Raw genomic sequence first — 12,020 nt, forward strand, 5'->3', positions numbered from 1 at the left:
GTCGCGGCCAAGCTGAACCGCCGCCCCCGCAAGACCCTGAGCTGGCAAACTCCCGCACAAGCCCTCGACGACCTACTGTCGAACCCACCAAAACCAACCGGTGTTGCATCCACCGCTTGAATCCACCGCTGGTCGACGTCGAGGCGCCGCTCGGCACCTTCCTCGCCTCCGGCGTGCTGTCGCTGGGCGACCAGCTCGGCCCGCTGCTGTGGCAGCTCCCGCCGAACCTCGGCTTCCACCCCGACCGTCTCGCCGCGTTCTTCGACCTGCTGCCGCGCACCACCTCCGCCGCGTCGGCGTACGCCGCTGCGCACCACGACGCGTCGAAGCTCAAGGAGCCAGCCGACACCGCGACGCCGGTCGACCGGCCGATGCAGCACGTGCTCGAGGTGCGGCACCCGTCCTTCCGCACGCCGGAGTTCTGCGAGCTCCTGCGCGCGCACGGGATCGGGATGGTCGTGGCCGACTCCGCGGGCACCTGGCCGATGTTCGACGAGGTGACCAGCGACGTGGCCTACGTCCGCCTCCACGGCGACACCGAGCTCTACGCGAGCGGCTACTCCCCCGCCGCCCTCGACCGGTGGGCCGACAGGGTGCGGGCGTGGGACACCGACGGGCTCGACGTGTTCGTCTACTTCGACAACGACGCCAAGGTGCACGCGCCCTCCGACGCGATGGCGCTGCAGGAGCGGTTGGGGATCGGGCCCGTGGGGAACGACCTGCATGCGCAGACCCACCGGGCCCCTGCAGATCGTTCCCCACGTCACTCCAGCGACCGGTAGTGCTCGAGCATGATCGCCTCGAGTGCCGCCTCGTCCTCGTCCGGCAGCGGCGGCGCGGGGACGAAGGCGCCCACGCGCCACCGTCTCTGGTCCTGGGGCAGCCACAGCGCTCTCCCACGGGCTGAGGACATCCGCTCGCGCCAGACGCGCTCGGAGTCGCCTGCCACGAGGACGAAACCCTCCAGCCCGACACCCCGCAGCGCGTCCGCCCGCGCCTCGTCACGACGCTGGCGCTCGCGACTGCGGTGTGACGCACCGTTGTACTCGCCATAGGTTCCGGACTCGACCTCCAGCAGGTCGACGACGGCGATCACCCGGCCGGACAGGTCCAGCACCTCGCGGTTCATGAGCGGTCGGGGAAACCCGACGTCGGACTCCCAGACCTGCAGCATCTCGGACTCGCGCGGCGACCGGCACTCGCCGCACGCCCGCTCGAGGGCGTACGCCGCTGCTGCGGGCAGGCGTCGCACCGAGGCGACCTGACGCAGCCCTTCGAGGTCGACGACACGCGCTGCGAGGGCCATGTCGACCATCACCCCGGCTGCGCGTGCAGACGCCGTTCGCCTCAGCTCGTGCAGCAGAGCGAGGTCACCGGGAGCGCATGGCATGCCGTACCGCCCGACCGGGTCGGGCAGCCGGCCCCGCGTGCGCTCGACCAGGACCCCCGGGCCGCGGATGCGGGACGTGTGCGGCAGCAGTACCGGCACTGGCCGTGGCGTCCGCCCGGCGAGGCCGTCGAAGTAGGCGGCGCCGGCCAGCCGGAGCGCGGCCCAGCCCGTGACCATCCCGCGCCCGGGAAGGCGCACCGCTGCTTCGAGGACGCGTTGCTCGACCGTCTGCGACACGTCGGCGGGGACCACGAGGCCGTGACTGCTGGTGCGCCACGACGGGCCGGCAGCGGTGCCACGGCGTGGCCCGGAGTCACCGTCCGGGTCGACCCGGACCGGACGCACCAGTCCGACCGGCGCGGGGCAGCAGGGATGGAAGTCGTCCACGCAGGGCACCTGCCCCGTCGCGGACGGCGTACGCGCACGTGCCGGCGGCTGTGGACAACAGCATGGGGAACGAACTGCAGGCTGGACGAGCGATTCGACCTGCGAGTGGTTCCCCAGCCGTCGACGTCAGGGGACGGCGTACGTCACTCGCGCTTGCGCGCCGCCACGATGACGAGCGCGACCCCGAAGCCCGCGAGCACCGGGCCGAGGGTGGCCCAGATCGTCTGGTCGGTCATCGCGCTGCCCTCGATGTAGCCGAGGCCCTGGAAGGTCCAGATCGCGCCCATCACCACCATCAGCGCGCCCAGCGCGATCCCGAGCGCACGCATCAGGTGAGCTCGCGCTTGAGGATCTTGCCCGTCGCGGTCATCGGCATCTGGTCGACGAACTGCACGATGCGGGGGTACTTGTAGCCCGCCATCTGCTCCTTGCCCCACCCTACGAGCTCGTCCTCGGTGACGGTGGCGCCGTCGTTGCGGATCACGACGGCCTTGATCTCCTCGCCGTGGCTCTCGTGGGGCACGCCGATGACGGCGGCCAGCGAGACGTCGGGGTGGGTCAGCAGGACCTCCTCGATCTCGCGCGGGTAGACGTTGTAGCCGCCGCGGATGATCATGTCCTTGGACCGGTCGACGATGTAGAACCAGCCGTCGGCGTCCTTGCGGCCCAGGTCGCCGGAGCGGAACCAGCCGTCGACGATGGCCTCGGCGGTGGCGTCCGGGCGGCCGTAGTAGCCCTTCATGATGTTCGGGCCCTTGATCGCGATCTCGCCGACCATGTTCTCGGGGTCGTCGCCGTCCTCAAGGTCCTCACGGACGCCCGGCTCGGGGTTGATGAGCTTCATCTCGACGCCCGTGATCGGCCTACCGATGGAGCCGACGCGGGCCGGCTCGCCCCACACCGAGAAGCTGGCGACGGGCGAGGTCTCGGAGAGGCCGTAGCCCTCGAGGATGGTCACGCCGAAGCGGCGCTCGAACTCCTTGTGCACCTCGACCGGCAACGCGGACCCGCCGGCGGCGGCGACGCGCAGGGTGTCGGCGAGCTTCTTGACGTCGACGCCGGAGTCGTCGAGCGCGCCGAGCAGTCCCCAGTACATCGTCGGGACACCGGCGAAGAACGTGACGTCCTCCTTGTCCATCAGCGCCAGCGCCGGGCCGGCCTCGAAGCGCGGCAGCAGCACGACCGTGCCGCCGAAGGCGAAGCCGGCGTTCATGATCACGGTCTGGCCGAATGAGTGGAAGAGCGGCAGGACGCACAGCAGCGTGTCGGGGTTGTCGGCGTCGGCACCGAAGATCGACGCGCCTGCGAGCGCGTTGGAGATCATGTTGCGGTGCATCAGCTCGGCGCCCTTGGGCTGCCCGGTGGTGCCGGAGGTGTAGAGGATGACGGCGGTGTCGTCGTCACCGACCTCGCGGGTCTCGAAGGTCGGCGCCTGGCCCTGCAGCGCCTGTCCCAGCGTCTGGGTGCCCTCGACCGGGGACTCGGCGGACGGGTCGGCGGTGATCATGAAGAAGTGCTCGCAGCCCGCGGCCTGCTCGAAGCCCGCGTGGCCCTCGGCGCCGATGGGCAGGTCGGGGGTGCCCTGGAAGCAGAAGTAGGCCTTCGCGTCCGAGTCGTCGAGGTGGTAGGCCACCTCGCGGCCCTTGAGCAGGACGTTGAGCGGCACCACGGTCGCGCCGGCCTTGAGGATGCCGTAGTAGACGATCGGGAAGTAGGGCAGGTTCGGGCAGCTCAGCGCCACCTTGTCGCCCGGCTCGATGCCGCGCGACACCAGCAGGTTGGCCACCTGATTGGCGGCGCCGTCCACCTGGGCGTAGGTGAGCCGCGTGTCGCCCAGCACGACCGCCGTACGGTCCGGGTGGGCCTGGGCAGAGCCTTCGAGCAGCGAGGAGAGGTTCGACATGCGGCCAACCTACTCAGCGGTCGTGACGGCCGTCACCCGTCGTCTCGCGAGCGGGCGATGATCCGTCCCGCCTTGCGGAGATCGGCGGCGATCGCCGCCGATCCCAGGAGGCCGGCCGCGACGGCCGGGACCGCCCAGGCGCCGCGTCCCTCAACTGTGCCGTCGGCCTTCACCCGGCAGCCGCCGGTCACGTCGATGAAATGCAACGTCAGCGTGGCGCTCACCCCGCGCCAGGTCCCGCGCTCGGTCCAGACCCGGAACGGCACGAGCTCGGTGGTCTCCATGTGGGGGCGTACGCCGACCGAGGTGGTCTCGCGCCAGGCCTGGCCGAGGTGCGGCTCCTCGTCCGCGGGCACCTCGACCGAGCGCAGGGACGACTGCCACTCGGGCCGGTTGCGCGGGTCGCAGAGGTAGCGGAAGGCCGCCTCCGCCGTCACCGGGAGCTCGACGGTTGCGGAGATCGCCCGGGTGGTCAGAACGACTCCCCGGTCAGGAGCTCGTACGCGTCGACGTACCTCGCCCGGGTGCGCTCGACGACCGCGTCCGGCAGCGGCGGCGGCGCCTCGCCCGAGGTCCGGTCCCAGCCGGACTCGGTGGTGAGCCAGTCGCGCACGATCTGCTTGTCGTACGACGCCTGGGCGCGGCCCGGCTGCCAGTCGGCCGCCGGCCAGAAGCGTGAGCTGTCGGGGGTGAGGACCTCGTCGGCGAGGATCGTCGTGCCGTCCGGGCGACGGCCGAACTCCAGCTTGGTGTCGGCCAGGATGATGCCGCGCTCGAGCGCCTGGGCGTGCGCCTTGCCGTAGACCTCCATGGTCAGCATCCGCAGCTCGGCGGCCGCGTCGTCGCCGATGGTCTCGACCACGGACTCGTAGTCGACGTTCTCGTCGTGGTCGCCGAGCTCGGCCTTGGTGGCCGGGGTGAAGATCGGCTCCGGGAGGCGGCTGCCGTCCTGGAGCCCGGCGGGCAGCGCGATGCCGCAGACCCCGCCGCTGCGGTGGTAGTCGAGCAGCCCCGAGCCGGTGAGGTAGCCGCGTGCCACGCACTCGACCGGGAACATCTCGAGCTCCTCGCAGATGACCGCGCGCCCGGCGACGGAGGCGGGGACGTCGGTCGACACGACGTGGTTGCCGACGAGCCCGGCGAGCTGGTCGAACCACCACAGCGACATCCGCGTGAGGATCTCGCCCTTGTCAGGGATCGTGGAGTCGAGGACGAAGTCGTAGGCCGAGATGCGGTCACTGGCCACCATCAGCAGCCGGCCGGCGTGCTCGCCGGCGTCGATGCGGTAGAGGTCGCGCACCTTCCCGGAGTGGACGTGGGTGGTGCCCTCGATCGCAGGGGCTTCGGGGATCTTGAGGTCGGCCACGCGGCCAGCCTAGTGCTGGTCAGCGGTGCAACCACCACGACATCCGCCGCGTGATCCACGGCAGGAAGACGTAGGTCATCAGAGGCGTCATCACCGTGGTCACCAGGACGACGCGCGCCACCAGCGCCCAGTCGGCGATGGTCTGCGACGCCACCGCGTTGGCGGCCAGGCTGAGCGGGAGGAAGACCAGGTAGATGACGATCATCTGCTTCCACCGCGGCGGGGCCGCCGGGGCGGCGCTCAGCAGCTCGACCGACGCCGGCTCGTCGAACCAGCCCTCGATGCCCGTACGCCGCTCACGGCGCGACTCCTCGACGTCGCCGGCAGCCGCCTCGAGCCACCACGCGCGCTGTGGGGAGGCCTCCCAGGCGGCCAGCGCTTCGGCGTCGGCGAAGCGGTAGAGCATGTGCCAGTCGGCCGAGTCGGTGCTCGGCCGGACCCAGCCCGAGCCGAGGAACCCGTCGAACTTCTCCGCCATCGACGTGCCCGCCTGCATCCAGGCCAGCATCTGGGTGGTGTGCGAGGGGTCGACGTGACGGGTGACGGACACGGTGACGGGGGCGCTCATGGGCTCCAGTGTCGGGCGCAGCGGGGTGCGGGGTGAAGCCGGCGGCGACGAGATCCCGGCCACGTCGGGGGCCGCACCTGCCCGGTCAGTAGGCGACGTCGAAGGAGGTCGCGTCCGACGGAGCGGCCTCGCGCACCGCGACGTCGGCGACCCTCGCCATCGATGGACCGGTCCGGCACCACGCGACGAGCGCGTCGACGGCGTCGTCCTCGCCCTCGGCGTGCAGGAGCACGGAGCCGTCAGGCTCGTTGCGGACCCAGCCGGTCACGCCGAGCCGCTGCGCCTGCTCCTGGGTGTACCAGCGGAACGACACGCCCTGCACCCGTCCGGTCACCCGCGCCTGGACTGCCTTCACGGGGACATCCTGCCTCGACGCGTGGGGGCGGGTGCAAGGCTGGCGGCCGTGAGCCAGGACGAGCAGCAGCGCACCGCGCGCGACGGGACGGACGGCGAGACGGCGTACGAGCCCGACCCGCGGCGCTGGCGCGTGCTCGCGGTGTCGCTCGTGGTCGGTTTCATGTCGCTGCTCGACGTCACGATCGTCAACGTCGCGGTCCCCTCGATCCGCGCCGGGCTGGACACCAGCGCGGCCACCATCCAGTGGGTGGTCTCGGGCTACGCGCTCGCCTTCGGCATGACGCTCGTCGCGGGCGGTCGCCTCGGCGACGCGCACGGCCGGCGCCGGATGATGACGATCGGGCTGGTCGGCTTCATCGTCTCCAGCCTGGCGGTCGGTCTGGCGCCCAACGCGGCGGCGATCGTCGTCGCCCGGCTCGTCCAGGGCGCCAGCGCGGGGCTGCTGACGCCGCAGAACTCGGGGCTGATCCAGCAGCTCTTCCGCGGCGAGGAGAGAGGCCGCGCCTTCGGGATGTTCGGCTTCACCGTGGCCGTCGCCTCCGCGGCCGGTCCCCTGATCGGCGGCGCGCTGATCGCCCTCCTCGGCGAGGAGAACGGCTGGCGCTCGCTCTTCCTCATCAACGTCCCGATCGGCCTGGTCGCGCTGGTGCTGATCCGCCGCCTCGTGCCCGACAACGACGCCGGCGCCGCGGCCGAGAAGGACCCCCGCGTCGACCTCGTCGGCGCGCTGCTGCTCGGCCTCGCGGTGCTGTCGGTCCTCTACCCGCTGATCAGCCTCGAGGGCGGCGCCAGCCTGCCGCTGCTCGGGCTGCTCGCCTTCCCGGTGCTGGCGTGGGCGTTCGTGCGGTGGGAGCGCGAGACCGTACGCCGGGAGCGACCGCCGCTGCTCGACGTCTCGCTGCTGCGCGGGCTGCCGGGCTACGCCAACGGCCTGCTGGTCGGCACCCTCTACTTCACCGGCTTCACCGGCATCTTCCTCGTGCTGTCGGTGCACCTCCAGGAGGGCGAGGGCTTCTCCCCGCTCGGGGCGGCGCTGCTGATGACGCCCTTCGCGGTCGGTGCGGCGACCACCTCACCGCTCGCGGGCCGGCTGGTGGGTCGGATCGGGCGCCGCGTCACGCTGGTCGCGCTCGGCGTGATGATGACGGGCACCGCCCTCGCCGCCGTGCTGGTGACCCAGCCGTCCGACCGGCTGTGGTGGACGCTCGCTCCGGCGATGTTCCTCGCCGGTGTCGGCGGCGGCGGCGTCATCTCCCCCAACTTCACCCTCACCCTCGCCGAGGTCCCGCCCCGGATGGGCGGCGCCGCCGGCGGCGCGCTGCAGACCGGCCAGCGGATCGGGTCCGCGCTGGGCGCGGCGCTGTTGATGACGGTCTACCTCGCGGTCGACTCCGTCGCGTCCGCGCCGGTGGCCGCCCGGGCGGCGCTCCTCGCGGCGCTCGTGGTGCTGGCCGCGGCCCTCGCCGCGGCCGTACGTTCCTGGCGGCGCGGGGACTAGAGGATCGCGCCCGGCACGTACGCCGCTGCGCCGGGGTGACGGGCCGCGAGCGCCTCGACCCGGGCGACGACCGCACGGGTCTGGGCCACGGCGGCGCCGGTGAACTCGATCGGGTCGGCGACGAGCGCCTCGATCTGCTCGCGGGTCAGCCCGAGCCGCTCGTCGGCGGCGAGCTTGGCGAACACGTCGTTGTCGGCCTGCCCGGCTCGCATCGCCAGCGCGGTCCCGACGGCCGCCTCCTTGATCGCCTCGTGCGCGGCCTCGCGCCCGACGCCGTTGCGGACCGCGGCCATGAGCACCTTGGTCGTGGTGAGGAAGGGGAGGTAGCGGTCGAGCTCGCGCTGGATGACGGCCGGGAAGGCGCCGAACTCGTCGAGCACGGTGAGGAAGGTCTGGAAGAGCCCTTCGGTGGCGAAGAACGCGTCGGGCAGTGCGACACGGCGCACGACCGAGCAGGAGACGTCGCCCTCGTTCCACTGGTCGCCGGCGAGCTCGCTGACCATCGACAGGTGGCCGCGCAGGATGACCGCGAGGCCGTTGACCCGCTCGCAGGAGCGGGTGTTCATCTTGTGGGGCATCGCCGAGGAGCCGACCTGGCCCTCCTTGAAGCCCTCGGTGACCAGCTCGTGGCCGGCCATCAGCCGGACCGTGGTCGCGAGGTTGGAGGGACCGCTGACGAGCTGCACCAGCGCGGCGACGACGTCGAAGTCGAGCGAGCGGGGATAGACCTGACCGACGCTGGTCAGGGTCTGCTCGAAGCCGAGGTGCGCGGCGACCCGCTGCTCAAGGTCGTCGAGCAAGGCGTCGTCACCGTCGAGCAGGTCGAGCATGTCCTGGGAGGTGCCCATCGGGCCCTTGATGCCACGCAGGGGGTAGCGCGCGAGCAGCTCCTCGATCCGCTGCACGCCGATGAGCATCTCGTCGGCGATGCTCGCGAAGCGCTTGCCCAGCGTGGTGGCCTGCGCGGCGACGTTGTGCGAGCGGCCGGCCATCACGGTGGCCTCGTGCTCGGCAGCGAGCCGGCCGAGGCGGACCAGCGCGGCGACGGCACGGTCTCGCACCACCTCGAGCGAGCGGCGTACCTGCAGCTGCTCGACGTTCTCGGTGAGGTCGCGCGAGGTCATGCCCTTGTGGATGTGCTCGTGCCCGGCCAGCGCGGAGAACTCCTCGATGCGGGCCTTCACGTCGTGGCGGGTGACGCGCTCACGGGCGGCGATGGAGTCGAGGTCGACCCGGTCGACGACCGACTCGTAGGCCTCGACGACGCCGTCGGGCACGTCGATGCCGAGGTCGCGCTGGGCCCTGAGCACTGCGATCCAGAGCTGCCGCTCGAGGACGATCTTGTGCTCGGGCGACCAGATCTCGGCGAGGTCGGCTCCGGCGTAGCGGGTGGCCAGGACGTTGGGGACGCTCACGGCTCAGATCATCCCACCCTGCGGCGTCCAGCCGTCCCACGGTGCCCACCAGCGCTCGTCGCGGTCGAGCAGGCCGGCGACGAGGTCGGCCTCGGCGAGGACCGCGAGCAGCTCGTCCTGGGTGATCCGACCGGACGCCAGCGAGGGCGCGAGATCCTGCACGTCCTTCCACTGCCAGCCGCCGTCGGGGGCGATGACGATGTCGAGCTGGAGGTCGTTGACCTCGATGCCGTCGTCGGTGCGCACGACGGGGGTCTCGAAGTTGACGTACCAACCGACGAACGCGCCGTCGGCGTCGAAGAACCGCCACACCGAGTACCAGTCGCCCTCGCGCCGCATCTTCAGCACGGTCGTGCCGCGCCAGGCGTCGAGGTGCCCCCACGGGTGGGGGACGGGGTGCTCGGGGAACGCCATCGGCGTGCCGTCGGCCCGGACGCTGACGAGGACCCCGTCGTCGCTGACCACCCGCTCGTCCCACGACGCCCACTCGGCGCCGTGCAGCACCTCGCGGACGCGGAGCGCTGCGCCGGCGGCGTACGGCTCAGCCACGGGAGGCGGCACCCTCGACGACACCGAGCGGCTCCGCGGCGATGTCGCGGCGCCACTGGGCGCCCGGGAAGCTGACCGACGAGATGCCTTCGTACGCCTTCGCGCGGGCGTCGGCGACGTCCGAGCCGGTCGCGCGCACCGCGAGCACCCGGCCGCCGGCGGTCACCAGCCCAGCGTCGGTCCGCGCAGTGCCGGCGTGGATCACGTCGACGTCGGTCTCGACGGCCAGGGTCTCGGTGCCGACGATGACGTCGCCGCTCCTCGAGCCCTCGGGGTAGCCCGCACTGGCCATCACGACCGACACCGCCGCGCCGTCGGCGAACGTCGGCTCCGGCGCCGTGGACAGGTCGCCGTCGGCAGCGGCGCGCAGCAACGTGCCGAACGGCGAGGTCAGCAGCGCGAGCACGGGCTGGATGTCGGGGTCGCCGAAGCGACAGTTGAACTCGATGACCTTCGGACCCGCGTCGGTCAGCGCGAGGCCGACGTAGAGGCAGCCGACGAAGGGAGCGCCGCGCTGCTGCATCTCGGCGAGCGTCGGCCCCACGACCTCGGCCATCACGGTGTCGACGATGCCGTCGGGCAGCCACGTCAGCGGGGCGTAGGACCCCATGCCGCCCGTGTTGGGGCCGCGGCCGCCGTCGAAGATGCGCTTGAAGTCCTGGGCCGGCAGCAGCGGGCGGCCGACGGTGCCGTCGCAGACGACGAAGATCGAGAACTCCGGACCGTCGAGGAACTCCTCCACCACGACCCGGTCGCAGGCGGCCGCGTGGGCGAGCGCCTCGGAGCGGTCGGTGGTGACCACCACGCCCTTGCCCGCGGCGAGCGCGTCGTCCTTCACGACGTACGGCGCACCGAAGGCGTCCAGCGCCGCCGCGACCTCCTCGGTCGTGGTGCACGTGCGCGAGCCGGCGGTCGGCACGCCCGCGGCTGCCATGACCTCCTTGGAGAAGGTCTTCGACCCCTCCAGCAGGGCCGCGGCGCGGGACGGACCGAAGACGGCGATGCCGGCGTCGCGTACGGCGTCGGCGACACCCGCGACCAGCGGGGCCTCCGGCCCGACGACCACCAGGTCCGCGCCGATCGACGTCGCGAGCGCGGTGACGGCGTCGCCGTCCATCAGGTCGACGGGGTGGAGCGTGGCGACCTCGCCGATGCCGGGGTTGCCGGGGGCGGCGTGCACCTCCGTCACCGCCGGGTCGCGGGAGAGGGCCAGGGCCAGGGCGTGCTCGCGTCCGCCGGTGCCGACGACGAGGACCCTCACCCGTGCACCACCACGGTCTGCTCCCGGCCGGGGCCAACGCCGACGCCCCAGATCTTCGCGCCCGAGATCTCCTCGAGGGCCCGGACGTAGGCCTGCGCGTTGGCGGGGAGGTCCTCGAAGCTGCGGCACCCGGAGATGTCGCTCTTCCAGCCGTCGAAGTACTCGTAGACCGGCTTCGCGTGGTGGAACTCGGTCTGCGTCATCGGCATCTCGTCGACGCGCTTGCCGTCGATCTCGTAGGCCACGCAGACCGGGATGCGGTCCCACGCGCCGAGGATGTCGAGCTTGGTGAGGAAGAACTCGGTGAGGCCGTTGACCCGGCTCGCGTAGCGCGCGACGACCGCGTCGTACCAGCCGCAGCGGCGGGTGCGCCCGGTCGAGACGCCGATCTCGCCGCCGAGCTTCTGCAGCTGGACGCCGTCCTCGTCGAAGAGCTCGGTCGGGAAGGGACCGGCCCCGACGCGCGTCGTGTAGGCCTTGATGACGCCGATGACGCGGTCGATGCGGGTCGGACCGACCCCAGCGCCGACGCAGACGCCGCCCGCGACGGGGTTCGAGGACGTGACGAACGGATAGGTGCCGTGGTCGACGTCGAGCATGGTGGCCTGGGCGCCCTCGAAGAGCACCGTCTGGCCGGCGTCGAGCGCCTGGTTGAGCAGGAGCGAGGTGTCGCACACCATCGGCTGCAGGCGGTCGGCGTAGGAGAGCAGCTCCTCGACGACGGCGTCGACCTCGATGGCGCGCCGGTTGTAGACCTTGGTCAGCAGGTGGTTGCGCACGTCGAGCGCCGCCTCCACCTTCTGGGTCAGGATCTTCTCGTCGAAGAGGTCCGCGATGCGTACGCCGACCCGGTTGATCTTGTCGGCGTAGGCGGGGCCGATGCCGCGCCCGGTGGTGCCGATCTGGTTCTTGCCCAGGAAGCGCTCGGTGACCTTGTCGATCGTCGCGTGGTAGCTGGCGATCACGTGGGCGTTGGCGCTCACCTTGAGGTCGGCCACCTCCACGCCGCGGGCGACGAGGCCGTCGAGCTCGCGGAACAGCGCCTCCGGCGAGACGACCACGCCACCGGCGATCACCGAGGTGGCGCCCGGCGTCAGGATCCCGCTGGGCAGCAGGTGCGTGGCGTACTTCTCGCCGTTGATCACGATGGTGTGACCGGCGTTGTGGCCGCCGCTGGTGCGGACCACGAAGTCGATCGGGTCGGTGGTGGCGAGCAGGTCGGTGGCCTTGCCCTTGCCCTCGTCGCCCCACTGGGCGCCGAGCACGACGATTGCGGGCATCTCAGCCCTCCTCTGTCTTAGGCAGAAATGAGAACAGCCCCGGCAC

13 protein-coding genes are annotated in these 12,020 nt (G+C 72.0%); 2 read left to right on the top strand and 11 right to left on the bottom strand.

The window, feature by feature from the left end:
- Positions 1–116: 116 nt before the first annotated feature.
- Entirely contained in the window at positions 117–782 is a 666-nt protein-coding gene (locus IRX98_RS20860) for a DUF72 domain-containing protein (protein WP_235746070.1), read from the top strand.
- Here the strand turns inward: IRX98_RS20860 and IRX98_RS20865 are convergent.
- The 7 genes from IRX98_RS20865 to IRX98_RS20895 all read right to left on the bottom strand — a co-directional run bounded on the left by IRX98_RS20865 (position 764) and on the right by IRX98_RS20895 (position 5,969).
- A complete protein-coding gene (locus IRX98_RS20865) occupies positions 764–1,777 on the bottom strand; it encodes a hypothetical protein (RefSeq protein ID WP_224280097.1) in 1,014 nt (337 codons plus the stop codon). The genes IRX98_RS20860 and IRX98_RS20865 overlap by 19 nt on opposite strands.
- Before the next feature lie 143 nt (positions 1,778–1,920).
- A complete protein-coding gene (locus IRX98_RS20870) occupies positions 1,921–2,106 on the bottom strand; it encodes a hypothetical protein (protein WP_224280099.1) in 186 nt (61 codons plus the stop codon).
- Positions 2,106–3,680 carry a long-chain-fatty-acid--CoA ligase gene (locus IRX98_RS20875; protein WP_224280101.1) on the bottom strand — a complete coding sequence of 525 codons (1,575 nt, stop codon included), beginning with the start codon at positions 3,678–3,680 and terminating at the stop codon, positions 2,106–2,108. The genes IRX98_RS20870 and IRX98_RS20875 overlap by 1 nt, the downstream gene beginning before the upstream one ends.
- 32 nt (positions 3,681–3,712) lie before the next feature.
- A complete protein-coding gene (locus tag IRX98_RS20880; protein WP_224280172.1) occupies positions 3,713–4,264 on the bottom strand; it encodes an SRPBCC family protein in 552 nt (183 codons plus the stop codon).
- A complete protein-coding gene (locus IRX98_RS20885) occupies positions 4,153–5,046 on the bottom strand; it encodes a phosphoribosylaminoimidazolesuccinocarboxamide synthase (protein ID WP_224280103.1) in 894 nt (297 codons plus the stop codon). Before IRX98_RS20885 ends, IRX98_RS20880 begins: the two co-directional genes overlap by 112 nt.
- Before the next feature lie 19 nt (positions 5,047–5,065).
- The gene (locus IRX98_RS20890; protein WP_224280105.1) at positions 5,066–5,614 is read right to left on the bottom strand and encodes an antibiotic biosynthesis monooxygenase; all 549 of its coding nucleotides are present in this window, start codon (positions 5,612–5,614) and stop codon (positions 5,066–5,068) included.
- Between the two features lie 85 nt (positions 5,615–5,699).
- On the bottom strand, positions 5,700–5,969 hold the full coding sequence (locus IRX98_RS20895; protein ID WP_224280107.1) for an acylphosphatase: 270 nt from the start codon (positions 5,967–5,969) through the stop codon (positions 5,700–5,702).
- Between the two features lie 48 nt (positions 5,970–6,017).
- On the opposite strand from IRX98_RS20895, the gene IRX98_RS20900 reads away from it, so the two are divergent.
- Positions 6,018–7,469, top strand: coding sequence for an MFS transporter (locus IRX98_RS20900; protein WP_224280109.1), 1,452 nt, complete (start codon positions 6,018–6,020; stop codon positions 7,467–7,469).
- Here the strand turns inward: IRX98_RS20900 and purB are convergent.
- From purB to IRX98_RS20920, 4 genes are read right to left on the bottom strand one after another with little or no spacing between them, the layout of a single operon-like run.
- Complete coding sequence (gene purB / locus IRX98_RS20905; protein ID WP_224280111.1) at positions 7,466–8,884, bottom strand: adenylosuccinate lyase; 1,419 nt, start codon at positions 8,882–8,884, stop codon at positions 7,466–7,468. The genes IRX98_RS20900 and purB overlap by 4 nt on opposite strands.
- A 3-nt stretch (positions 8,885–8,887) precedes the next feature.
- Complete coding sequence (locus IRX98_RS23685) at positions 8,888–9,433, bottom strand: ribonuclease FAU-1 family protein (protein WP_224280113.1); 546 nt, start codon at positions 9,431–9,433, stop codon at positions 8,888–8,890.
- The gene (gene purD, locus IRX98_RS20915) at positions 9,426–10,694 is read right to left on the bottom strand and encodes a phosphoribosylamine--glycine ligase (protein ID WP_224280116.1); all 1,269 of its coding nucleotides are present in this window, start codon (positions 10,692–10,694) and stop codon (positions 9,426–9,428) included. The genes IRX98_RS23685 and purD overlap by 8 nt, the downstream gene beginning before the upstream one ends.
- Entirely contained in the window at positions 10,691–11,974 is a 1,284-nt protein-coding gene (locus tag IRX98_RS20920) for an adenylosuccinate synthase (protein WP_224280118.1), read from the bottom strand. The genes purD and IRX98_RS20920 overlap by 4 nt, the downstream gene beginning before the upstream one ends.
- Positions 11,975–12,020 lie beyond the last annotated feature (46 nt).

The sequence above is a fragment of the Nocardioides lacusdianchii genome, from assembly GCF_020102855.1.
Lineage (GTDB): Bacteria > Actinomycetota > Actinomycetes > Propionibacteriales > Nocardioidaceae > Nocardioides > Nocardioides lacusdianchii.

What these genes read in the sequence shown, in the direction of transcription:
- IRX98_RS20875 (WP_224280101.1), bottom strand. Translation starts at nt 3,680, where the DNA reads ATGTCGAACCTCTCCTCGCTGCTCGAAGGCTCTGCCCAGGCCCACCCG.
- IRX98_RS20920 (WP_224280118.1), bottom strand. Translation starts at nt 11,974, where the DNA reads ATGCCCGCAATCGTCGTGCTCGGCGCCCAGTGGGGCGACGAGGGCAAG.
- IRX98_RS20870 (WP_224280099.1), bottom strand. Translation starts at nt 2,106, where the DNA reads ATGCGTGCGCTCGGGATCGCGCTGGGCGCGCTGATGGTGGTGATGGGC.
- IRX98_RS20890 (WP_224280105.1), bottom strand. Translation starts at nt 5,614, where the DNA reads ATGAGCGCCCCCGTCACCGTGTCCGTCACCCGTCACGTCGACCCCTCG.